The sequence below is a fragment of the Bradyrhizobium sp. 1200_D9_N1_1 genome, assembly GCF_052075915.1.
GTDB classification, from domain to species: domain Bacteria; phylum Pseudomonadota; class Alphaproteobacteria; order Rhizobiales; family Xanthobacteraceae; genus Bradyrhizobium; species Bradyrhizobium diazoefficiens.
In genome coordinates this window covers 7,435,323-7,457,053 of the sequence record NZ_CP197226.1, presented here as the reverse complement: position 1 = coordinate 7,457,053, position 21,731 = coordinate 7,435,323, and the positions used below count along the sequence as shown (strand labels likewise).

Genomic DNA, 21,731 nt, shown 5'->3' with positions numbered 1-21,731 from the left:
AATCTTCATCGCCGGGCAGCTTAACATCCAGGCGCGGAGAGATCGAGTGCGCTGAAGGCGTTCGGGCTGCGTCGATTGGCGGCTTTCCGCTCACCGGTCGATCGGGCAGGCGCGCACGTCCGTGAACTGTCGCGCACGGCCGGCGCGACGGACGCTAGGTCTTCTTGCTGCCCTTGGATTTGAGCGACAGGCCGAGACGCAAGGCCATGCGCTTGATCGCATCGGGCGAGCGACCGAGAAGCTTTGCCGCCTCTTCCAGCGAAGTCGAAGACTTGGCCAACTCCATCAGCCGGCGGTCTTCCTTGAACGACCAGGGCCTGCGCGCCATAACCGAATTCATCCTCTCGTCGACACAACGACAAAGCCGCCAAGCGGACCCATGTTCGCTCGACGGCTTTGCTTGGGTGGGGCCGGGCTTGGGGCAGCCCGGTGTGAAGATGGATATGCGATCCCTCGGCATTCGCAACAAACAACGCGGATTAAGCTAACCGCTCAACCTTACCGCGATGAAATCGGCGCGCGGCGCTCCGTAGTACCACGGTGTTTTTGTGAACCGCGGTCGATCCGCGCGCTCCGACAGCCGCGATCGAGGATGTTCTGTCATCATGTCCGGCTGTCGCGGAGCCCGCGGACGGCCTTCGCCAAGCCCGCTTTCGAAGCCTCGCGGGGACGCCGGCCGGGCTCGCGTCCGGCCTTGCCGGAATCCACGGCGTCGCGGAGATCGTGGCCGAACCGATCCGCCACGAAGCCGGCCTCGTCGCGTACCCGTTGTGCGGAGCTGGGTCGCCGCATCCTCGACTGACGGGCGCCATACCCGGAGACATCATCTTGCAGCGATCACTTGATCTTGCCGCGATCACCTGCGCGCGATTGCAGAATCGTCGTCGCGGCGGCTGCGTCGCGCGGAATCAATTTGAATTGAATCACCGCGCGGTGTCGATCGCAACCGCTCCGAACGAGAAGCGATCCAATCGCGACGACGCGCAAGGTGCAAGCAAATCCCGACAAGCAGCATTGCGCTTCGCTCAGACGACTCGTCACGAGATCGTCGAATTCGTTCGGCTATGTTCGCGCGAACGGCGAAGAACAAATCAAACAATCAGAAGACCGAGATGCTTCAGAGAGCGCGAGCGGCACTTCCCCTCACGAAGATCAGAGAGTGGGCATTCGAAGGCGCATTTTTCAGCGTTGCGCTGATTGCGATGGCGGGCTGGGTGTACTTCATCACGCTGTTGCTGGTGCGGTTGTTCCTCTGGTTCTTCGGCTGAGCGCGCGGCGGACCACTTCGCAAGCACGGTGCTGCCCAAAAAATCTCGGGCGTGGCAAGAAAATCAGCGGCGCTCATCATGATCTCGACACAACTCGAAGATGACACTGGCGCATCGTGTTGGCGATGGCGCGGACGTGTATTCCGATGATTTGCAACCGGCGTGGCACGGTTGTAGGCAGGGGCGTGGATGCAGGGGAGTGGATCATGACGGGAACGCGGGTAGACGCCATCACCAGTTCGACGAACACGGCGCCGCGGCGCTATTTCGTCGATGCGGGGGGCCGGCGTGTCCTGATTGGGCTGACGCCCGAGGAGACGTTCGAGTTCGAGCGGCTCGACAGTGGCCAGGCGCCGGGCCGGGTGCAGGTCGCGTCCGGCGGCCGTGACGTGTGGCCGGATGCCGGTGAGCGGCGCCGGCTCGAGCTCTACGAGAAGCACGAGGGCGCCTGGAGGGCCTGGATGGCGCAAAGCCGCACCGAACGGCGCGAAGGCTTCAATCTTTATTAACCATCCCGGACCCATTTTCTGGTCTGGCGCCTCGAACCGGAAAGTGCACGCATGTTTCAGCTCTTCTTGCGGGCCCGCACCCATAACTTCCTGAAGGACCGTTTCGGGGGAGAGCAGACGTTCCGTGCGCGCTCGCCCGAGCGCGACGCCGAAACCGATCGCACGCGGATCGAAGCCATCATGATCGCGATCGAGGACGCGCTCCATGCGGCGGAGCGGGAGCAATCGGGCCTCAATCGCCGGGTGGAAGACGTGCTGGCGCGTGCGGCCGTGACCTTCGGCAACGGCGATGACGAATATCTCGAGCGCGAGGCGCTCGACAATCACCACCAGGATCTGTTCGACAAGGAGATCCTGAACGGCCAGCGCCGGCTCAAGGAGCTCGGTGCCTCGATCGCGCATTTCAAGTTCCTGAAGGCGGCGATGCTGAGCCGCTTTCCGGAATATCGGCCTCCGGCAAGCTCCACCAATTAGAGTGTGGCGCGCGAGCGCGGGCGGCTAGATCGCGAGCATGCTGTTGCCCTGGATGGACAGCAGCGTCAGATTTCCGGTGGCGTACGCCCCGGTATCGATGTTGGCGCGGTTCTCCAGCAGCTCGGCCTGCCGCACCGGCGTGTGGCCGTGCACGACATACTTGCCGAAACGCCTCTTGCTCTGGAGGAATTCGTCCCTGATCCACAACAGGTCGGATTCGCGCTGTTCGGAGAGCGGAATGCCCGGGCGCACTCCGGCATGGACGAAGAAGAAGTCGCCGCATGTGAATGTCGGCCGCAGCTGGCGCAGGAACGCGATGTGCTCCGGCGGCATCGCGGATGTGAGTTCGCGCACGAGATCGGACTGTTCGTCCTTGCTGAGGCCCGGCGCGGCCGACACGCCATACGACATCAGGGTCTGGAGCCCGCCGAACTGAAACCATTCGGTGGCGCGCGAGGGGTCCTCCAGCACCGAGGTGAAATAGGCCTCGTGATTGCCCTTGAGGAAGACCGTGTTGCGGCGGCGGCTGCGCCTGATCAGGAGGTCGAGGGTGTGGCGCGAGTCCGGTCCGCGATCGATGTAGTCGCCGAGGAAGACCTCGATCGCGCGATAGGGCCGGCTGTTCGCCATGTCCGCATCGATGACGGCAAACATCTGTTCGAGCAGGTGCGCGCAGCCGTGGATGTCGCTGAGCGCATAGATGCGCACGCCGTTCGGTAGCTTCGGCCGGGGCGAATTTCGGGGCGCTGTCGTGGGCATGGGGCCCAACTCTTTCAGAGAGCTTCGCCCGGGATGTCAATATGCTATCGACGGAATCGGGGTGCCAAGAGCCGCTTTTTTCCCGCCTTCTGATGCTGAAGGCTCATCAGAGCTCTGCGAACCGCCGATCCTTGCTGCTTCCAGGCCGACTAGCCGAAGCTCCGGCTGTCGAACGATGGCGCGGCCTTGCCGCGATAGACTGACGCTCGCACGCGGACCAGAGCCGCGCCGCAGAAATAGCCAAACTGGAGCACCGCCGCAAAGACGAGAATCGTAACAACGGTGTGACCCGAATCATGTCCCTGCCAGACCGCGCCCGCGCCGAGGATCGCTGCACCGAGAATGATGGCAGGCGGCAGGATGAAGACTCGGAATCGGCCTCCCAGCAACGATCCGATCAGCAGGCTGAAGACGACGACGGTACTCACGACACAACTCCTCGAATTGGTCACGAGTGTTAATGGCCGCGGGCTAATAACGACTTAAGCGGCATGGTTGAACAGTCGTTCAAATGCGCGCGACGCGCTGCGCGAAAATGACGCGATTTGACAGAAATCGCGGCGCATTGCCCGCATAATTGTCACGTGTGTGACAGCAGTTTGAGCATTCTCTCGATGCGATACTGCGTTGCAGAAAAATCGATTTGATTTTTTCGGTGCACTGCCGCAATGTCGCTTTGTTTAGTTAAGATATACTTCGGCGCACGTCGAAAAATTTCGATCGATTTGCTCGCAATCGTGATTGCGGGTGCGTGACGAGGCAGCGAGGTTCGGATGGCTGTAGCAACTTACGGTTCGGAAAACTATTATTCGGCTATATCGAACCGACGCGGTGCCCTCCAGAGACCCCTCCAGGTGGCTTTGATCGCCGGCGACTTCCTCGCCGTGCTGCTCAGCTATTTCGTCGCGAGCGGTTTGTATCGCGTGCTTGTCGTCGAGCAGGATTCGTCCGTCGGAGCCGGTCTCGTCGTCGGCGCGGTGTTCGTGACCATCGCCTATTTCCAGGGCGTCTACGATCATCACCGCCTGTTGAGCACGGTCTGGCAGCTGCGCAAGGCCCTGGCGGTCTGGCTGATCTCGTTGACCATCCTCGCGGTCGAGGCGTTCCTGCTCAAATCGTCCGCGGATCTGTCGCGCGGAACTACGCTGCTGTTCGCTGCGACCGGCGGCGTTGCCTTGGGCGGGCTCCGCGTGTTGTGGCGCCTGGCCCTGACCTCGAGCTATGCCAAGGGCCGTCTGGTCGATCGCAAGGTCGTGCTGCTCAGCCTCAAGCCGCTCGATTTCACCTCGACCCGCTTCAAGGATCTGCGCAAGCATGGCTTCAACGTCGTGCGGCATTTCGTGCTCGAGCCGTCCGAAGAGGGCGCAGGCTGGGATAGCGAGATTCGCGACATCATTCGTCAGGGCCGGACGGCGGACGTGGAAGAATATCTCCTGGTCATCGACTGGGACGAGATGCCGCTTCTCCAGAAGCTGAGCCAGCATCTGCGCGTCGTTCCCCAGCCGATTCGTCTCCTGCCGGATTTTCCGATCGCGGATCTGGTGTCGCGTCCGTTCCAGCCGGTCAGCGGCACAGTCGCGATTGAGATCCAGCGTGCGCCGCTCAGCGTGTTCGAGCAGGCGCAGAAGCGCTGCCTCGATATCGGCCTTGCCTCGTTCGCCCTGCTGCTGCTGGCGCCGCTGCTGGTGACGGCCGCGATCATGATCAAGCTCGATTCCAGGGGCAACGTGATCTTCAAGCAGTCCCGGCGCGGCTTCAACGGCAAGCAGTTCGAGATCTGGAAGTTCCGTTCCATGACGGTGGCGGAGAACGGTCATGTCGTCACGCAGGCGACGAAGAGCGACGCGCGTGTCACCCGTGTCGGCCGCGTGCTGCGTCGGACCAGCATCGACGAGCTGCCGCAGCTCTGGAACGTTCTTCGCGGCGAGATGTCGCTGGTCGGGCCGCGCCCGCACGCGCTTGCGCATGACAATTACTACGACCAGCTCATCAGCAATTACGTGTACCGGCATCACATGAAGCCGGGCCTGACCGGATGGGCCCAAGTCAACGGCTTCCGTGGCGAGACGCCGACCATCGATCTGATGGAAAAGCGGGTTGAGTATGACGTCTGGTACGTCAGCAACTGGAGCATCTGGCTCGACATCAGGATCATCCTGAAGACCGCGCTGGCGCTGATTCATCAGGAAGCCTACTGAGCCGGACTGAATCTGGCGCGCATTCGTCGCGCTGGATGCCGATCACGTCCGTGCGAGGCGGAGACGGCCTGCATCTTGCAGCACGCGATCTATCGCCCCCCATCGGCCATTGGAGCCACCGAAACGCGGAGCCTTGCAGATTGAGCCATCGCCTTGTCAGGTCAGCCCTCATGCTGTTGCTGCTCGCCGTCGCGGTTGTCGCGTCCTGCGCCGATGCGCTCGCATTGGAATGGGGCGTCGGCGGACCGCCGCAGAAGCGCAGGGATCTCGAGCCGATCTTTCAGCTGATGAAGGCGCGAGGGCTGACGCAATACAGGACTGGCCTCAATCTCACGCAGGATGCCGAGCCGGTCGAAGCGCCGATGTTCCGGAAAACCGTCGCGCTGGCCAAAAGATATTCGATCACGCTTCATCCTCTCATCAACTTCCCCTTCCGCTATGGCGACCGCACAGACAGAGGGCGCTATCCGAAGGGAGATGGGGAAGCCCTCTACAGGCAGGGCTACGATCGGACCTACGCGTTTGTCCGGCAGTTCAGCGCAGATGTCCTCGACTGGGAGCTGGAGAACGAGATCAACCTGCTCGCTCTCGATTCCGACGGGAAGAAGTTGTTCGGGCGCGGGATGACGGCGGCTGACTTCGAAATGCCGGTGATGGAGGACTGGGCCCAGGTGTTGCACGGCGCCTCCGATGCCATCGACCAGATCAATCGCGAGACCGGAAGCCATCTGCGCAAGGTGTTGAACACGACCTCGACGATGCTGGGCTTCCTGGACTTCATGGAGTCCAGGGGCGTGAAATACGACGTGATCTCCTACCACTATTACGAGGTGGCGGGGCAGAATCCGCATCGGCATTGGAATGGACGAAATTTGCCCTTCGACCTGTTCAAGAAGCTCGCGTCCTATCGCCGCCCGGTGACATTCAACGAGGTCAATTGCGGCGAGATCTACAAGCCGGCCTATGGAAACCAGCCTGGCGATGCTCTGACGGAGCAATGCCTGCGGACGTTGCGGGACACCTTCCAATATCTGAAGAACCAGAAAGACGTCGAGATCGAAAGCGTCATGGTCTACGAGCTGTTCGACGAGCCGCAGAAGAAGCCTCCGGAGAACAGGTTTGGGCTGATGTACGAGATCGACAGGCCCAAGGTCGCGCTCTTTCTGCTCTCGGAGTTTGCGGGCGGCCGTCTGTCGGCTGAAGAATTGACAGAGTTGAGAACCAGGGGACTGTAGCTCTCGGTCTCCGTGCAAAGAGAAGAACCAGCAATGTCCCTACTTGGATCCGACCGCCCCAACGCCGAAAAGTCGGGCAGTATTCTAGGCTTCAACGGACTGCGCGGTCTTTCGGTCGTTCTGGTCTATCTCAATCACAAGTGCGGACTGCAGTTCTACTCAGGCAGCGTCGGCGTCTGGATCTTCTTCATCCTGAGCGGGTTCCTCATCATCGGCGAGCTCAACAGGCAGCGCAGCAAGGCCGAGACGGCCGCGTCCCGGCCCGCCGCGGAAATCGTCACCTTCTGGGTGAAGCGCGCGACGCGCATCTTTCCTGCATATTATGCGCTTCTCGCCATCCTGTTCCTGACCCGGGCGTATTTTCAGCACGCGGGGCCCGACCTCGGCTTCCGCTATCACGTCGTGTACCTGTCCAACTACTGGATCGGCAGCGTCATCGGCGGGACCGCAGGTCCCTTCGGCGTGCTCTGGACGCTCTCGGTCGAGCAGCAGTTTTACGTGGTCGCGCCCTTCCTGTTCATCCTGCTTCCCCTGGAGCGCCATTTCGTCACCTGCATGTGCGTCGTCGCGCTCGGGCTGGTCGGCCATTTCCTGATGTATTCGTCGGGCTTCAATCACACCGCCATCCACACCTTGTCGCCCTGGAATTTCAGCCTGATCGCGTTCGGTGGCGCGATCACGATCCTGCATCTGCACAGGCAAGGATGGGCTCCGAACGGAAACGGCACGTTCGCGTTTCTCCTCATTTTGGCGTTCGCGTTGTGCTCGAACGGCGTGATTTACGACGCGCCTTCGTATCTTTTCCCGGTGATCGACACTGCGATCGGGCTTTGCCTAGTCGCCCTGGTGTGGTGGGTTCGCGCCAACCAGGAAAGTGTCGTTGTTCACGCACTGGAGTGGAAGCCGCTCGAGCATCTCGGGAAGATCAGCTACGGCTTCTATCTCGTGCATAACTTCATCCCGAACCCGCTCGGCAAGGCGCTCACGCTCTATGGCGGGATGTCGGTGCCCAACAGCGTGAAGATCAGCGCGGGCGCAGCCATCGGCTTCGTGATCTCCTACGCGGTCGCGCATGTGTCCTGGAAGTACTTCGAGTCGCCGATCCTGCGCAGCCGCCGCGGGCTGACCAAGTTCTTCCTGCAATACCTGCCCGACAGCCCTTCCCAGGGCGTGCCGCGAACCGAACTCAAATAGGCGAGGTGTTTGCGTGGCGCCGAATGTCGCGGACATCGGCGCACACGCCGAGGGCCCCTGCCAACCTCAACGGCTCGTACGAACGCCGTCGCCGTCGGTTGGATAGCAGCGATGGCGGACCCGCAGGCCTTTCTCCGCGACGAAATGCGAGAACAGGTCCCGATCGGCTTCCGGCGCCGCGCAAGTGCGTTCGAGCAGCGCGACGCGCGCCTCCATGCCCGCCGCCTGATAGAGCGTGGCGGCGCTGGGGAACAGGCGGGCCTGGAAGATGTCGGCGAAGTCCTGTGTGGCGTAGTCCTTGAGCTCCGGCGAGACCGCGTTGAAGACGCGAAGAGCCAACGGTGCGCGGATGAGCTGGAGCCAGGCCTCGTGCGGCGCGAAGCGATAGGAAAGATCCAGCAACTCCGCTGTTCGCGGCCCGAAGCCGACCTGGCGGATTTCGGCCCAGTAGCGGCCGAACCAGCCCAGTCCTTCCGTCGGTGCGCACGTCAGCAACGCGAGGCTCGTGGACGCGACGGCGTCTGCGTCGATGTCGATCTGCTTCAGATCGCCTGCGCGGGTCGAGTCGTCGGCGATTGCGAGCTGGAGCAGCAGGAGTTCGCGCAGCGTCTTGGCGCTGCATAGCCGGCGGGCGGACGGCAGATTGTCCCCCACGATCCGCCTCAAGCGATCGGTTTCATAGCGTTCGCCGCGCGCCACGCGGCCGGCGATCTGCGGGACCGCGGGATTGGTCACATCCGGGACAACCGATGCGACCCAGAGCAGCGCGACAGCGGCGAGAGCGATGGTCGAGCCGCGCAGAAGCCAGCGAAACGCGGATCCCGCCGGCTGCTGTGCCGGCGGCTCGGTGCTAGGCGCCCTCGACATAATAGCTGTTGTAGTGCGAGCCCTTGTACGCCTCGATCCGCTTCAGCATCTTCGGATTGGCGCGATTGAGCACGGCGCCCAGGAGCTTCTTCTGGATGCCCTCGGAGCTGGCCATCGATTCCTGGAGCGCATTGCGGCTCGTGCGACCCCACTCGATCACGTAAACCATCGCATCGACGAGGTGGCTGACGGCCTTGGCGTCGGCCACCGGCATCACCGGCGCCAGATCGATGACGATGTACTCATACTCCTCGCGAACCACCGCGAGCAGGTCGGCCATCGACTTCGAGGCAATGACGTCCGCCGAGTTCACCATGCGCGAGGCGACGACGGAGGGCAGGAAGTCAAGCCCGCTCTCCTTGCTGCGCTGGATGTGATAGCCGAACGAGTGCGGATCCTTGAGGGCTTCGACCAGACCGGTCTTGGAATGTGGAGCCAGCGCCCGCGTCAGCGAGCGAGTGTGAAGGTCGCCGTCGATCAGCAGTGTGCGGTGGCCGGTCAACGCGGTCAGATGACCGAAATTGGCGGCGACCGTGGTTTTTCCTTCCTTCGGCAGGGACGACAGGATGCCGATCACCTTGACCTCGCGCGAGAGGCGCGCGACGTCGATCGACACCTTGATGTTCCGCAGCGTCTCCGCAAACCGCGAGAACGGATGCTCGACGACGTAGCTCGATATGTTTGCTTCCGGATGATCCGCCGAGGCTCTCGCCGGGCGAATGTCGGGAAGGACGCCGAGGCATTTCACCCCGAGCTGGTCCTCGACGTCGTTCGGAGACCGCAGTACGTCGCTCATCAGCTCCTTCGTGAAGGCGGCGCCGAAGCCGAAACAGAGGCCGCCGAGCAGGCCGCCGGCCAGCGCCAGCAGCGTCTTGGGCGAGCTCTTCTTGTCGGGCTTGACCGCCGTGCTGATGATGCGCGCTTCGCTGATCGGGAAGCTCTGGTTCTGCGTCGCGTTCTGAAGCTTCTCGAGGAAGTTGTTGTAGAGGTTGCGATAGGTGTCCGCCGCGCTCTCGAGATCGCGCAGCTTAACCTGCGCCTGGCTGGTGCTGCCGGCCTGGGACACGAGATTCTTGAGGTTGTCCTCGAGCGCCGTCTCGCGGCTCTTGGCGATCTCGTACTCGCTGCGATACGCGTCCGCGATACGGCGCACTTCGTCCGCGATGGCCTTGCGCAGCTCGTCCATGCGGTTGGACAGGTTGACGGCCGCCTGGTGGGTCTTGCCGTAGCGGGTCGACCAATCGGCATATTGGGCCGCAAGGTCGAGATACTGGGCGCGCAGGCGGGTGATCACGGTGTTGTTGAGGGCGTCCGTCACCGTCGGCTGGACCAGGTCCTTGTCCAGCAATGCCTCGATCCGGTCGAGACGGGCCTTGGCCTCCGCGGTTGCCGCATGCGCGGCGATGAGCTGAGAGTTGACGTCGGCGAGCTGCTGCTCGCTCATCAGGCCCCGGCTGGTGCCGACGATGTTGTTCTGCGCCTTGAACGTTTGCACGGCGCGGTCGCTCGCTGTCGCTTGCTCACGCAGCTCGGCGCTGCGTTGCTGGAGCCATTCGCCGGCGCGCTTGGTCGACTGATATTTCGCTTCCAGCGCGCCCACGATGTACGCGTCCGCGATGGCGTTCGCGATCTGCGCCGCCTTGTTCGGATCGATCGAGCGGAAGTTCATCGAAAGGACATAGGTCGTCAGCACGCGCTCGACCTTGAGATTCTTCTGAAGCAGCTCGACCGCGCCACGCTCGACGCGCTCCTTGCTCGGAGGGCCATCCGATCCGAACATCGCGATGACCTTGCCGATGACCAGCGGAATCAATCCTGGGTCTGAACCGTTGAACTCCGAATCCTCGGTGAGCTTCAGGCGCCGGACGATCGACAGGAGCAGGTCGTCGGACTGGAGAATCTCGACCTGGCTGTCGACGAAGCCCGGGTCGATCAGCGCGTTGGCGGTTCCGCTGTCCTTGTCCAGCACCTGGGTCTGACGCGTATCCATCAGAATGCGCGCATTTGCCGTGTACATCGGCGTCGCAACGATCAGGTAGACGAGAACGAGCGCGAGCGTACCGGCCACGATGGCGACGATCAGCGGCCATTGGCGACGTACGATGTCCAGAGCGCGCTCGGCGCTAAGCGTCGTGCCACCGACCTCGATGGCATATCTCGGACGTTGCGGAAACTGGTCTCGTGGCTGAAACATCTCTGGGAATCTTGAGGTTGTCACTCAGGGAGGGGAACGGGCTTGAACGGGTCGGCGAGTTCGGTCTTCCATTCACCCGACATCAGGCCGGCGCCCTGGCTCGAGCCTGCCGGCTGGTTATTGGCTGTAGATGGGGCAGGGCTCCCCGAAGCGGGCGCGACCGCCGTATCCTGATCCGCGAAATATCCCTTGAGCACGGAGCCGTCGTGCAGCTTGGCGACGAATTCGCTGATCCTGCGCGCGACGTCGGGTTTGGTCGCGACGCAGCGCTCCTCGGCACGGTGAAGCCCGGCGCCGATTGCGATGCGATCGGCCTGGCTCGCCTCGCGCAACATGTCCCGGACCGGCTCGAGCGCCGCGATGTCGGTCACCAGCAGCCCGGTTAGCCGTCCCGAAAGCTTGTCCCTGTCGTTCTTCGACTGCCGCAACAGAACCGAGGGATCTGAGACGAAGGCACTGATCGCGGCCGATGGGGCGCGTTCGCCGCGATCGACGCATTGCGCATGCGCCGGCGTTGCAAACGCTGCGAACAGCGCAACGGCGACGGCAATCGGCGAAGCCCGGAGAGGACCACGCAACAAGCTATCGAGTTTGAGGAGGATCGCGCTCATATCTCGTTGCGAACTATGGATGGCGTATCGATTTAGACCGTAGGTCCTTGATGGCCCAAAACTATGTCAAATTCTTGTGCGGCGCAAAATATAACCCAGCGCGGACCGAATTGCCATCCTCCGCACCGCGATTCAACATCAACGAAGCTGCTGCTGCGATCAGACGCAGATTCAGCAAATGATTGCATCAAGGTCGCATGCCTTAAGCACGATTCTTAGGCAAACGCCATGGTCAAGACAAAGGCGCGAGGGAATGGTCCAGGGACCATCTCCTCGCGCCTGTCGATTGGGGGCGGGTAGAGTGGAACGTCGCGCGATCTATTGGACGGTTCGCAGCATCGCGAGACGCATGGCGCGCAGGCGCTCGCCATGCTCGCCGATCGCGACCCAGAATTGCGGGTTGCCGCCGGACTGCATCGAGATCCACTCATAGTCCGCCGCGTTCCAGGGGCGCACCGAAGCGGAAAGATTGTCGAGAACGAAGTCTCCGTCGGCGAGACGCGCGACCAGTACAAGGTGGCCCCTGCCGCCCGTCAGGACAACTGCAAGTCGCAGCGCCGATCTGGGCCAGCCCATCTCGATCAGCTGATGGCGCTTGGTGACCGCGTAGTCGTTGCAATCGCCGGCGGACGGCGCAAGCGTCCAGCGCGCCACCATCGGATTGGTGGATTTCTGCATCGGAGTGATGGACGCGTTGACCGAACTGTTGACCTCGCGCAGCATGCTCATTGCCCGCTCGCCCGAAGGCAGGGTCCGTTCGGCGGTGTCGGCGGCGCATTCGGCGTCGTAGTTCATGCAGAACTTGACGAATTGCAGCGGCGCGAGCGCATTGTCGTACTCGCTGATGAATGCGCGCTTTGCCTGGTTCTGTGAACCGTCGTTCAGCGTGTCGGCCTTGGCTGCCGCACCGGCCGTCGCGACCCCGATCGCAACCAGCGATTTGATAATCCAGCTCATGACATCCCCATTTCGCGTTTTCTTTTTGACGCTACGGGTATCTCACAAACGATTTGAGCTTTGGTTCCGCGGAAATTTACAATTGTAGCGAAATTGGCCGGTTTTGAGACCGGCCGGGCAGGGGTGGTTAATCCGCTGTCAACGCGGCGGTTCCAGTCGTCAACGCGACGGGCTTACGGAGGTCAGAACCGCGGTCGACGTCGCTGCAAACAGCGTTTGCGTCTGCGACTGGGCGCTGCCGCCGCTCTGATTCAGTACGACGGGCACGGTCGAGGTTGCCGCGCCACCGCGCGCCTCCGCGGCGGTCGAGCCCGGTCCGCCTCCGGCAGTGGTTTCGCCCGTCGGATCGGCGCCCGCCGTCACTTCGGTGGCGATATCGCCGGTGATGCTGGTGAACGACTGGATCAGATCGGGATTGTCTGTCTTGAGAACCGCCTGCTGGATCAGCTGGGCAACCTGAGGCTGCGTCAGCACGCAGGTGGAAGCCGCAGTGCCGAGTCCGGCGCCGATGGCGCGGCTCTGATCCGCGCTGCTGGCCTTCGCTAATGAGGCGATGCCCTCGACGGTCTCGGGACGTGCGGTCAAAAGGTCGCGGACAGCCGATGCGAGACCGCCCTGGCCGTCCTTGAACTGATCGAGCAGGCCTCCGGGATTGGCCAGAAAGTCGGTGGCGCGCTCCGCCGAAACGATTCCGGTGTTGGCGACACAGCCTGCACTGACGCCGGTCGCAGCAAATGCAGTCGGCGACCAACCAAATAATGTTAGTGCTCCGACAACCACAGCGAAGCGCTTACCAGAATTCCAACTCATTGCCCTGCCCATTTCCATTCTTTTTACTTTAACTCGATTTGCGCAGATTTGCCACGTTCTTTTCGCAATTGTGACGGCAGCGATTGCGCGAGGCCACATCCGACGATAGCCGCGAAAAACACGCCATATCCTGGGATTTGCAGTGAAAAATCGATGCAGCTATGTGATACGCCCAATACGGCGACGCTCGCGCCGATGACGGGTATGTAGCGATCGCGCTTCCTGCGCAAGCTTCCGGTAAGCAAATGGTAAAAGTACCAGAGGCTGACGAGCGCGATCACGGCAAAGGCGGGAATGCCCAATTCGACGGCAATTTCCACCGGCGTGCTGTGGGCACGATCCCAGATGCCGAGACTGCCGAGCACTGCGGGCCTGTAGGCGGGAAAAACAGCCTCGAAATTGCCGAGCCCGATTCCGAGCAGCTGATGATCGGCGATGATCCCCAATGAGGCCTGATAGGCTGCAATCCTCTGGGGATCGATCAGCCCATGTTCGACGATTCGCCCTGCGACGAGGCCGCCGACGAGTTGCAGGAGCACGAGCCCTGCAGCCGCCGAGCCGCCAAGGACCAGCCATTTCCGCGATCTGCCGAGTTCGAGCGGCACGAGATAGAGGATGATGGCCAGCACGAATGTGCCGACCGACAGCAGAAGGCCCGCGCGCGATCCGGTCATGGCAAGCGCAATCGTGCAGATCGCGAAGCCCGCGCCAAGCGCCACCGGCGTGGAGAGCATCTGCTCCAGCTGCGCTCGCCAATCCGGTTGCTCCGGCGGCCCGCTCTCCTGGCGGTGCATGGTGCGCAGGAGCGGCACCAGAAACAGCAGGGCGCAGGTGCCCCAGAACGTCGCCGCCGTGTTTCGGTTGACAAACGTTCCCGTGACGAAGCCGAGATAGGCTTCCTTCTGCCGGAATAGGACCACGTCAGGCGCGATCAGCTCCGCCAGGATTCCGTAGAGTGCATACAGGCACCCGGCCCATGCCAGTATTCGTAGCAGTGAACGGGCAGCTCTCGCATCGCTTGCAAGAATCACCGCGCGCGTGAAGGCGAGTGACAGCAGCAGGACCGACCCGAACGCCAGCCACGGTCCGCGTGCGGTCATAGAAAGGCGGTCAGGCAGGGCAAGACCGAACGACCGTCGCGGCAGTTCCCAGATGGTTGCGGATTGTGCAGGAGGGCCGCTCCACATTTGCAACGTGACGATGACGCCCACTGTCGCGACGGTCACTGCCGCCGGAATCAGCAGCATGGCGTTGCGACGGCTCACCGCTGAGAGATCGGCGGTCAGCAGGCTGCAAACGAGCAGAAAATTCCAGAAGCAAATCCACGCGAGGTCGAGGGATCCGAGCGGAAGTGGCGCCAGCACAAACACGGCTGCGGCGAAAAATCGCGATATCGCGCCCAAAGGCCCCTCTGTCGTTCTGCTCAGCGCCGACGGAGCTATCAGAACCTCGCATGAGATCAAGTTAATGCGAGCTGGCGTGTTGACCGTCATTCGCACGATTGCACGGAATGCGGCGGAGGTTCGCGCGCGCAGCCCTGATCTGTTCCAAACGCAATGCCCGTTGCCTCACGAAAGCTGAATTGAAGTTTATGAGCACGTTGCCGAAGCCGGAGCACAGATGTGTCCGGCTTCTTGCTGCCGCATCTTGTGTGCAGTGTCCGGCGCCGGAGATCGGCGGTTCGGCTCTTTTCAGTTGAATAAACCACCCGGTGGAGGCATTATATTGCACCGCAGCATTTCGCTTTGGTCGAATCGTAGAGCGTCTTTCAAGTGCTAGCTCATCAAACGAAGGCGCACTACGTTCCACTGGACAGCGTCCGCGGCCTCGCAGCCCTCTGCGTGGTCGTCCATCACTTCGTCGGATCGGATCCGCTCGCCGCTGCGCTGCCTCACCGCGCCTGGATCGACGTCGCGTTCTTTCACAATTCCTGGCTCTTCGTCGATTTGTTCTTCGTGCTGAGCGGCATCGTGATCTCGATGAGCTACGTTCAGTCGGAATTCAGCGAGTTCGACTTCCGAACGTTTACCCTGCGTCGGATCGCACGCATCTATCCGCTGCACATCGTCATGCTGTTCGCGTTTCTGGCGTTCCGCCTGATGCGGCTATCGCTGACCGAAATGGGCCTGCTGCACTTCTCCACCAACGAATCGGCGGATCTCCAGGTTAACAACGTGTACTCGTTCGTCGCGAACGTGTTTTTGCTCCATGCCATGGGCGTGCTCGACTATCTGAGCTGGAACGGCCCGAGCTGGAGCATCAGCGCCGAATTCTACACCTACATTGTATTCGCCGGCGTCGTCGTCCTGGCGCAGCGCCTCGGCTACATCAGGCTCGTCTATGTCCTCAGTGCCGTGCTGGCCGTCCTGGGCGCGGCGCTCATCATCTTCGTGCTCAAGAATGAAACGCTTGATTTCCAGACCAACGGCTTCACCCGATGCTTTCTGGGTTTCTTCATCGGCGTGCTCACGCTTCGCTTCGTCACCGGGAGAGGCCGCGCGGTGAGCCCTCTCGTTCAGTCGGTTTGCCAGATTGGACTGGCCGCCGTTGCCGTCGTGCTGGTCTGTGTCGTCGGCTTCGATGAACGGCTCAGCTTCGTCGCGCCGGTCGTTTTCGCCGCTCTGCTGGGCTCGCTGATGGCGTTTCCCGAGCGGCTCCTGCCGAAGCTGTTGTCTGTTCGACCCCTGGTGTGGTTGGGCAAGCGCTCCTATTCGATCTACATGGTGCACGCCCTCGTCCTCGTTCTCATCCAGTACTTCGCGCGGGGCGTGGGGCCGGCGCGTCTGCAGATGGTGGACAATCTTCTTCCCGGACTGGCGGCGTCGCTGCTGCTGGCCGTCTTCGTCGTGGCCGTGCTTGCGCTTTCCAACTTCACCTATCTCCGGGTCGAGATGCCCGGTTCGCGGTTCGTGCTTCGGCTGTTCAGCCGCCGTGCCGTTCCCTCTGTTGCCGCGGCGGAGTGAGGCGCGATGTCCAGCAGCTCTTCGGCTCTCCCGAGTTCGGACTGGCGCATCGTCGATCCGGTGCGGATGCCTCTGCATCATCAGCAGGAAGGCAGTGCATTCTTCAATCTCGAGGCGATCGCACTCCTGCTTTATTTCTACCGCGACGCGCTCGCAGGCGCGCTGCGCTATTATCTGGCGGTCCTCAAGATCAGTCCGCTGTGGTTCCTGCCCGACATTTTTGCCCTGGTCTGCATTTTCGCCTTCGTGCAGCGCTACATCCTGATGGGACGGAACCTCGTCGCCATCCTCACGCTGTTCTACATCTGCTTTGCGCTCTACCTCGGATATGTGTTCCTGGGTTATTTCAGCGGCATGATGTCGTCGTTCAAGATGATCGCGCCGGTGTTCGTCGGCTTCTGCTTCTGCGGGCGTAATTTCGGCGATTACGATCGACTACAGCGCTGGCTTCACCCGATCTTCTACCTGACGATCGTCGGGATCATATTGTCGTCTCGCTTCCAGATGCCGTGGGTGGGCTATGCCTACGAGACTTTCGGCACGACGCGGCAGGCGACGCGGCTGTGGTGGTCGGCTTCCGAGACACGCCTGGCGGGACTGGCTGCCGACAGCACGATGGCCGCGTTCTTCGTGTTCATTTCCTTTGTGATCATCTCGGTGCGCCGAAGCCTGCCGTGGTGCCTGTTCTGGACGCCCATCGGTCTGTACGCCATCAAATTGACCACAAACAAGACGTCGCTCGGCGTGATGGTGATCTACGTTCTTTGCCTGATCATCGTTCGTCTCGTTCCCGAGCGCGAGAAGTTTCCCATGCTGCGGCGGATGGCGCTTCTTTCGTTCCTGTCGATCCTGGTGCCGGCGGTGCTGATCGCCTTGTTCTCCGGCAACGGCCTCGTCAGCATGTCGCGCGGCCTGTTCAGCCTGCAGGACCGCGTCAACAACAGCTGGCAGCTGCCGTTCGTCTACATGGCCGATCTCATGCCGGTCGGCTTCTTCGTCGGCTGCGGCCTCGGTTGCTTCAACTATCCGCAGCTGCTGTTCTCGAACAAGCTCAGCTATTACGTCCCGGTGGATAATTTCTACCTCGGCACCTACCTGATGTTCGGGCCGATCTTCGTGGTGTTCATGATCCTGGTCATCCTCGCGGTCGCAAGGACCAGGGACATCTACAAGCTGTCTTTCGCGGTCGCCATGAACCTCTTCACCATCACTGTCTTGGCCTATGGCCCGGCAAGCGGTCTGATCATGCTGGGCGTGGCCTTCAGCGAGGTCTTTGCGCGGGAGAAGGATGACAGGACCGCCTCGAGTGCGGCACCGCTCGCGCCTGACGTCGAGGATCTGGTTTCGCGGCCGGCATGATCGCCATGGTGCTTCATGCAATGAACTGCGGCGCGCAGCGCGGGCTCCGGTCCGTTACCTTCTTTCATCTTGAGATCGGATCGTGGTGGTGAGCGGAGACAGCAGGAATTTCGTAGAGGCGATACAGGGGCTGCGTGGTGTCGCGGCGCTCAGCGTGCTGATCGTGCACCTCCAGGACATGCCGCTTCTGGCGGGCTTCCTGCCCCCCATCTGGCCGTGGCTTGAAGCGACGGTCAACATGGGCGGGCACGGCGTCGAGCTGTTCTTCATGATCAGCGGCTTCCTGATTCCGGCGAGCCTCATGCGCCATCGCAGCGTCGGGAAATTCTTTCTCGATCGCGCCCTGCGTATCCTTCCCGTGTTCGTGATCCTGCACCTGATCCTGTTCACGGCAGGGCCCCTGGTTGGCTACAAGTTCTTCAAGGGGATCGATCTGCCGACATATCTCAAGCTGTTCCTTGTCAATCTGGCGTTCCTGCCGGACGCACTGGGATTGCCTATCGGCCAGCAGAACGCCTGGACCCTGAGCTACGAATGGGCGTTCTACATCCTGTTCGCGCTGGTCTTCGTGACGGTGGTGCGGCGGAAGAACTGGCTTCTGGCGGCGCCCTTTATCCTGCTCGGTCTCGCGGGCATCGCCTTTCGGCCGATCGCCGCGTTCTTCCTTGTCGGATTGCTGTTCAGTCTCGTCAGCCTGCGGATCCGCGTCGTCGGCTGGCCCGGGTTGCTGGCCGGCATCCTTTGCGGGGCCGCGATGTACGTGTCGATCGAATATGTGCATCCGCTGGTCGGCTTGCTCCCGGGGGCGCTGCTGTTTGGAATGGTCCTTGCTCCAGACTCCGGTGTTGCCGTTGCTCTGAGCGGCAAATTCCTCCAGTTCCTTGGAAAGATCAGCTATAGCCTCTATTTGGTCCATCCTTTTGCGCTATTCCCGTTGCAGGTGATCGGAGTGAAGCTGGCCGCGCACGGAGTCAATCTCTGGCTCCTCTGGGCTGGATTTGCAGGTCTTGGCTTAATTGCCGCGCTGATAGCGGGTACGGTCAGTTACGAGCTGATCGAAGTGCGACTGCGCCGTTTGCTGGATCCGGCGCTGCGAGGACTGTTTTTCGGAGTGCGTCGTGAAGCCCGTTATGTCGCCTGAGCGCATGCGCTCGCCATCGTTTCAGCCGGATCACATGCGGGTAACGTCATGATCATCAAGAATCTGCTCTCGATGTCGAGCGTGAACGTCGTGAAGTCGGCGGTTCAGTTCCTCATCACGCTGCTGATCACCTATTTCGTGACGCCGACGGAATTCGGGCTCGTGGCGTTTTCGCTGCCGTTCATCGCCTTCATCTCCATGCTGACCGACCTCGGGCTGTCGAGCGCGATGATCCAGAGGACGTCGCTCACGAAGGAGGAGGCCGGTGCGGCGACGACGCTGATGGTCGCGATCGGGATCGGCTGTGCATTGGTGCTGGCCGCCGCATCGAAGCCGCTCGGAGCCGCCGTCGACATGCAGGGACTGCCGGCCGTGCTGGCCGCGCTCTCCGGTTCGGTCGTCTTGTCCATTTCCGCGATGGGACCGCGTGCGGTTCTGGAGCGCTCGCTGCAATATCAAACGATCGCCCTGATCGAAGCCGGGGCCGCGATGGCGTCCGCGACGGTGGGCGTGGTCGGCGCCCTGCTCGGGTGGGGGATCTGGGCGTTGATCGCGTACTATGTCCTGATGCAGGCGGTGCGCGCCGTCGCGTTCTATGTGAACACCAGACGCCACATTCATCTGAACTTCAAATGGCGCGGCGTCGCCCTGATGCTGTCGTTCGGCGGCTGGGTGCTGGCCTCGAACGTCCTCAACTTCACTGCCAGAAACGTCGGCAATCTCCTGATCGGCGCCAAGTTGGGCGCGGCGGCGGTCGGCCTGTTCGGTCTCGCCTTCCAGTTCATGACGCTTCCGCTGATGATTCTCTCCTGGCCGGGCGGAGGGGTTCTCATGGCCACCTTGAGCCGGATGAGCGGCGAGCGGGAACAGGACCGGCGCAAGGCGGCAATTTGCGCGGTGCTCGGCATGACGGCGATGATCACGTTCCCGGCGATGATCTATCTGACCTTCGGGCTGAAATATCCCGTTGCGACATTCCTTTCGCCGCATTGGCAGGAGGTGCTGCCGCTGATCGCCATTCTCGCGCCCGCGGGTGCCGCGCAGTCGATTGCGGCCTATGCCGGCCCGATCCTGCTGGCCCACAACCAGGCGCGGCTCCAGTTTTGGGTGAGCAGCGCCAATAGCGCCAGCATGATTCTTGCTTTTGTCGTCGCACTGCCGTTCGGACTCACGGCCGTCGCCGTGGTGTACCTCGTCGTGTCGATCCTGGTTTGCGCTTTCATGCTGATGATCGGAGCCCGCAACTGCGGGGTTCCCTATGCGTCGTTGTTCGGTTCCCTGATGCCCGCCACCGTGGGGACGTCCCTGGGGACGTTGTGCGCGCTCGTGGCGACGAAGGGCGAGGTCGCAAGTCTGTCGCATTGGCTGATCGCGACGGCCGTTTATGCGGTCGTCGTGCTTTGCAGCTACGTGATATTCAGGCGTCGTATCTGGAACAGCATGCAGTCGCTGCTCGGCGGATCGGTTCCGCCGATGCAGGCAAATCTTCCCTCGGCAGGTTAGTAGAGATCGGTTGATGTCTTCAGGAGAGGGAATGGACGACAAGTCCCAGCCGGGAATTCCGTGGCGCGAGGACCTGATGGCAAACACCGGCAGGTCCGGCGTTGGAGCCGCTATCGTCGCCTTGCTGACGAGCCCGGGCTTTGCCGTGATCACGACGTGGCGGATCGCCAAGATGCTGCGCTTCCGGACGCGCTGGGGTCATCAGATCACCTGGCTGCTCGTGAGGGCGCTGATGCGGCGAGGCTGCTACATCTCGGTTCTCGCAGAAATCGGACCGGGACTGATCCTGCCGCATCCGACCGGAGTCGTGGTCGGCGAGGGGGCGCGGATCGGCCGTTCCGTGATGCTGTATCACAACGTCACGCTTGGCCGGCGCGCCTGGGATGAGCCGGGTTGTCCGACCATCGGGGACGATGCCGTCATCTATACCGGTGCCGTAATCGTCGGCCCCATTTCGATTGGCGCAGGAGCAAACGTCGCCGCCAACGCGGTTGTGACGCGTGACGTTCCGCCGCGTTCCGTCGCTGCGGGAGCACCTGCGCGGGTCGTGCGCTCGGAAGCACCCGATCGGATGCGCGCTTAAAGCAGCAAGGCGGGGCCCAGGGCCCTGCTGGTTATCGGGGCATTGCGCTCGAAAGAGGCCTCTTGTTCAACACCTGCTTTTCGGGCGGTTCAGTGTTGTTCGGAACCGTCACCCGTTCCGCGCTGCTCGTTTGTTCGCGGACCGGCGAACCGTCCTACGCATGGGCCTGAGCAGGTTCCGTTGGTTCGAGCGATGTCGCGGTCGCCCATGATGCGACAAGCGGCAAATTGCATAGATTCCGGCCATCATCGTGACGTCCTTCTAATCGGCCTTGGCGGCAAAGCGGTCACAATTCTGATTGCTGGCTATGTATAGTTGTGTCGGGAAACGTCTAATCATGTAACCGAGGGCCAGCCGATGTCGTCGATCATTACCGATTTTTCGCAAGTCTATCCCTATCTCGACGGCTCGAAGTTCAAAGACACCATCGTCGTGCAGTATCGGGGCGACGGCGACGTCAGATACAGATGCGACGTCCTGGTGGACATCTGTCGGGGCAAGCGGGTCTTGCATGTCGGGTGCTGTGACCATCTGCCGCTCATCAAGCGCAAGATCGACAACCGGGATTGGCTGCACGGCCTGATTACGGAATGTTCCGAATACACCGTCGGCGTCGATATCGATGCGGACGCGGTGCGGGAAGCGTCACGAGTTTCCGGCCTCGACAACATGGTCGCGGGAGACGTGACGTCGGGTCAAAAGATCGAAGCAATATCCGGCCGGAAGTTCGACATCGCCGTGTTCGGCGAAGTCGTCGAGCACATTCCCAACCCGGTCTCGTTCCTGTCGCGCTTCAGGGAGAACTACGGCGACGTCGTCGACCAGATCGTGATCACCGTTCCGAACGCCTTCAGGGGCGGCAACATCAAGGGTATCCTGAAGAACGTCGAGACGATCAACAGCGATCACCGGTTCTTCTTCACGCCCTATACGATCGCCAAGGTCGCAATCGATGCCGGGTATGCGCCGGTCGAGGTGAAGATGGCGACCTTCATGCGCGCCGGAATGCTGAAGTCGCTGCTGCTGCGGCAGCTTCCGCTGCTCGCAGAGGACATCATCTTCATCGGTGCGGCCACGCGGCCGCACTGACGTCGTTTCATCCGTTC

Annotated in this window: 21 protein-coding genes; 12 read left to right on the top strand and 9 right to left on the bottom strand. The window is 61.8% G+C overall.

Features of this window, described 5'->3' with window-relative positions; translation table 11 throughout:
* Window positions 1–154 precede the first annotated feature (154 nt).
* Window positions 155–340, bottom strand: coding sequence for a hypothetical protein (locus tag AB5K84_RS35565; protein WP_133415004.1), 186 nt, complete (start codon window positions 338–340; stop codon window positions 155–157).
* A gap of 724 nt (window positions 341–1,064) precedes the next feature.
* Here AB5K84_RS35565 and AB5K84_RS35560 point away from each other — a divergent pair.
* From AB5K84_RS35560 to AB5K84_RS35550, 3 genes are all read left to right on the top strand, one after another.
* On the top strand, window positions 1,065–1,268 hold the full coding sequence (locus AB5K84_RS35560; RefSeq protein ID WP_038966605.1) for a hypothetical protein: 204 nt from the start codon (window positions 1,065–1,067) through the stop codon (window positions 1,266–1,268).
* Between the two features lie 206 nt (window positions 1,269–1,474).
* Window positions 1,475–1,777, top strand: coding sequence for a hypothetical protein (locus AB5K84_RS35555; protein ID WP_028174304.1), 303 nt, complete (start codon window positions 1,475–1,477; stop codon window positions 1,775–1,777).
* A 51-nt stretch (window positions 1,778–1,828) separates the two neighbouring features.
* Complete coding sequence (locus AB5K84_RS35550) at window positions 1,829–2,251, top strand: hypothetical protein (RefSeq protein ID WP_028174305.1); 423 nt, start codon at window positions 1,829–1,831, stop codon at window positions 2,249–2,251.
* Window positions 2,252–2,275: 24 nt separating this feature from the next.
* On the opposite strand, the gene AB5K84_RS35545 is transcribed toward AB5K84_RS35550, so the two are convergent.
* Both AB5K84_RS35545 and AB5K84_RS35540 read right to left on the bottom strand, forming a co-directional pair.
* Window positions 2,276–3,010: a metallophosphoesterase family protein gene (locus AB5K84_RS35545; protein WP_011085143.1), complete on the bottom strand. Its 735-nt coding sequence runs from the start codon at window positions 3,008–3,010 to the stop codon at window positions 2,276–2,278.
* A 149-nt stretch (window positions 3,011–3,159) separates the two neighbouring features.
* Window positions 3,160–3,438 (bottom strand): hypothetical protein, encoded by a 279-nt coding sequence (locus tag AB5K84_RS35540; RefSeq protein WP_236842192.1) that lies wholly within the window; start codon window positions 3,436–3,438, stop codon window positions 3,160–3,162.
* Between the two features lie 345 nt (window positions 3,439–3,783).
* Between AB5K84_RS35540 and AB5K84_RS35535 the strand changes: the two genes are divergently transcribed.
* From AB5K84_RS35535 to AB5K84_RS35525, 3 genes are all read left to right on the top strand, one after another.
* Complete coding sequence (locus tag AB5K84_RS35535) at window positions 3,784–5,208, top strand: undecaprenyl-phosphate glucose phosphotransferase (RefSeq protein WP_011085145.1); 1,425 nt, start codon at window positions 3,784–3,786, stop codon at window positions 5,206–5,208.
* Between the two features lie 170 nt (window positions 5,209–5,378).
* Window positions 5,379–6,443: a glycosyl hydrolase 53 family protein gene (locus tag AB5K84_RS35530; protein ID WP_236842193.1), complete on the top strand. Its 1,065-nt coding sequence runs from the start codon at window positions 5,379–5,381 to the stop codon at window positions 6,441–6,443.
* A 33-nt stretch (window positions 6,444–6,476) separates the two neighbouring features.
* On the top strand, window positions 6,477–7,637 hold the full coding sequence (locus tag AB5K84_RS35525; protein WP_038966607.1) for an acyltransferase family protein: 1,161 nt from the start codon (window positions 6,477–6,479) through the stop codon (window positions 7,635–7,637).
* 66 nt (window positions 7,638–7,703) lie between these two features.
* On the opposite strand, the gene AB5K84_RS35520 is transcribed toward AB5K84_RS35525, so the two are convergent.
* The 6 genes from AB5K84_RS35520 to AB5K84_RS35495 all read right to left on the bottom strand — a co-directional run bounded on the left by AB5K84_RS35520 (window position 7,704) and on the right by AB5K84_RS35495 (window position 14,569).
* Window positions 7,704–8,504 carry a hypothetical protein gene (locus AB5K84_RS35520; RefSeq protein WP_011085148.1) on the bottom strand — a complete coding sequence of 267 codons (801 nt, stop codon included), beginning with the start codon at window positions 8,502–8,504 and terminating at the stop codon, window positions 7,704–7,706.
* Window positions 8,488–10,698 carry a GNVR domain-containing protein gene (locus tag AB5K84_RS35515; protein WP_028174309.1) on the bottom strand — a complete coding sequence of 737 codons (2,211 nt, stop codon included), beginning with the start codon at window positions 10,696–10,698 and terminating at the stop codon, window positions 8,488–8,490. The genes AB5K84_RS35520 and AB5K84_RS35515 overlap by 17 nt, the downstream gene beginning before the upstream one ends.
* Window positions 10,699–10,718: 20 nt before the next feature.
* Window positions 10,719–11,276: a hypothetical protein gene (locus AB5K84_RS35510; RefSeq protein WP_231166652.1), complete on the bottom strand. Its 558-nt coding sequence runs from the start codon at window positions 11,274–11,276 to the stop codon at window positions 10,719–10,721.
* 351 nt (window positions 11,277–11,627) lie between these two features.
* Window positions 11,628–12,266 (bottom strand): transglutaminase-like cysteine peptidase, encoded by a 639-nt coding sequence (locus tag AB5K84_RS35505; protein WP_011085151.1) that lies wholly within the window; start codon window positions 12,264–12,266, stop codon window positions 11,628–11,630.
* Between the two features lie 159 nt (window positions 12,267–12,425).
* The gene (locus AB5K84_RS35500) at window positions 12,426–13,094 is read right to left on the bottom strand and encodes a hypothetical protein (protein WP_236842194.1); all 669 of its coding nucleotides are present in this window, start codon (window positions 13,092–13,094) and stop codon (window positions 12,426–12,428) included.
* 5 nt (window positions 13,095–13,099) lie between these two features.
* Window positions 13,100–14,569, bottom strand: coding sequence for an O-antigen ligase family protein (locus AB5K84_RS35495; RefSeq protein ID WP_236842195.1), 1,470 nt, complete (start codon window positions 14,567–14,569; stop codon window positions 13,100–13,102).
* A gap of 279 nt (window positions 14,570–14,848) precedes the next feature.
* Between AB5K84_RS35495 and AB5K84_RS35490 the strand changes: the two genes are divergently transcribed.
* The 6 genes from AB5K84_RS35490 (at window position 14,849) to AB5K84_RS35465 (ending at window position 21,714) form a co-directional block, all read left to right on the top strand.
* A complete protein-coding gene (locus tag AB5K84_RS35490) occupies window positions 14,849–16,039 on the top strand; it encodes an acyltransferase family protein (protein WP_011085154.1) in 1,191 nt (396 codons plus the stop codon).
* A gap of 6 nt (window positions 16,040–16,045) precedes the next feature.
* A complete protein-coding gene (locus AB5K84_RS35485) occupies window positions 16,046–17,398 on the top strand; it encodes a hypothetical protein (RefSeq protein ID WP_011085155.1) in 1,353 nt (450 codons plus the stop codon).
* An 88-nt stretch (window positions 17,399–17,486) separates the two neighbouring features.
* Window positions 17,487–18,539 carry an acyltransferase family protein gene (locus AB5K84_RS35480; RefSeq protein WP_038966616.1) on the top strand — a complete coding sequence of 351 codons (1,053 nt, stop codon included), beginning with the start codon at window positions 17,487–17,489 and terminating at the stop codon, window positions 18,537–18,539.
* Window positions 18,540–18,587: 48 nt separating this feature from the next.
* Entirely contained in the window at window positions 18,588–20,042 is a 1,455-nt protein-coding gene (locus AB5K84_RS35475; RefSeq protein ID WP_011085157.1) for a lipopolysaccharide biosynthesis protein, read from the top strand.
* Window positions 20,043–20,073: 31 nt separating this feature from the next.
* The gene (locus tag AB5K84_RS35470; RefSeq protein ID WP_011085158.1) at window positions 20,074–20,625 is read left to right on the top strand and encodes a serine O-acetyltransferase; all 552 of its coding nucleotides are present in this window, start codon (window positions 20,074–20,076) and stop codon (window positions 20,623–20,625) included.
* 357 nt (window positions 20,626–20,982) lie between these two features.
* Window positions 20,983–21,714, top strand: a complete 732-nt coding sequence (locus AB5K84_RS35465) for a class I SAM-dependent methyltransferase (protein WP_011085159.1) — start codon at window positions 20,983–20,985, stop codon at window positions 21,712–21,714.
* Window positions 21,715–21,731 lie beyond the last annotated feature (17 nt).

Excerpts from the sequence above, each read along its gene's own strand:
- AB5K84_RS35470 (WP_011085158.1), top strand. The coding sequence starts at position 20,074 with ATGGACGACAAGTCCCAGCCGGGAATTCCGTGGCGCGAGGACCTGATG.
- AB5K84_RS35550 (WP_028174305.1), top strand. The coding sequence starts at position 1,829 with ATGTTTCAGCTCTTCTTGCGGGCCCGCACCCATAACTTCCTGAAGGAC.
- AB5K84_RS35500 (WP_236842194.1), bottom strand. The coding sequence starts at position 13,094 with ATGGAAATGGGCAGGGCAATGAGTTGGAATTCTGGTAAGCGCTTCGCT.
- AB5K84_RS35560 (WP_038966605.1), top strand. The coding sequence starts at position 1,065 with ATGTTCGCGCGAACGGCGAAGAACAAATCAAACAATCAGAAGACCGAG.
- AB5K84_RS35520 (WP_011085148.1), bottom strand. The coding sequence starts at position 8,504 with ATGTCGAGGGCGCCTAGCACCGAGCCGCCGGCACAGCAGCCGGCGGGA.
- AB5K84_RS35525 (WP_038966607.1), top strand. The coding sequence starts at position 6,477 with ATGTCCCTACTTGGATCCGACCGCCCCAACGCCGAAAAGTCGGGCAGT.
- AB5K84_RS35495 (WP_236842195.1), bottom strand. The coding sequence starts at position 14,569 with ATGACGGTCAACACGCCAGCTCGCATTAACTTGATCTCATGCGAGGTT.
- AB5K84_RS35515 (WP_028174309.1), bottom strand. The coding sequence starts at position 10,698 with ATGTTTCAGCCACGAGACCAGTTTCCGCAACGTCCGAGATATGCCATC.
- AB5K84_RS35565 (WP_133415004.1), bottom strand. The coding sequence starts at position 340 with ATGAATTCGGTTATGGCGCGCAGGCCCTGGTCGTTCAAGGAAGACCGC.
- AB5K84_RS35545 (WP_011085143.1), bottom strand. The coding sequence starts at position 3,010 with ATGCCCACGACAGCGCCCCGAAATTCGCCCCGGCCGAAGCTACCGAAC.
- AB5K84_RS35530 (WP_236842193.1), top strand. The coding sequence starts at position 5,379 with ATGCTGTTGCTGCTCGCCGTCGCGGTTGTCGCGTCCTGCGCCGATGCG.
- AB5K84_RS35475 (WP_011085157.1), top strand. The coding sequence starts at position 18,588 with ATGATCATCAAGAATCTGCTCTCGATGTCGAGCGTGAACGTCGTGAAG.
- AB5K84_RS35485 (WP_011085155.1), top strand. The coding sequence starts at position 16,046 with ATGTCCAGCAGCTCTTCGGCTCTCCCGAGTTCGGACTGGCGCATCGTC.
- AB5K84_RS35535 (WP_011085145.1), top strand. The coding sequence starts at position 3,784 with ATGGCTGTAGCAACTTACGGTTCGGAAAACTATTATTCGGCTATATCG.
- AB5K84_RS35505 (WP_011085151.1), bottom strand. The coding sequence starts at position 12,266 with ATGAGCTGGATTATCAAATCGCTGGTTGCGATCGGGGTCGCGACGGCC.
- AB5K84_RS35555 (WP_028174304.1), top strand. The coding sequence starts at position 1,475 with ATGACGGGAACGCGGGTAGACGCCATCACCAGTTCGACGAACACGGCG.
- AB5K84_RS35465 (WP_011085159.1), top strand. The coding sequence starts at position 20,983 with ATGTCGTCGATCATTACCGATTTTTCGCAAGTCTATCCCTATCTCGAC.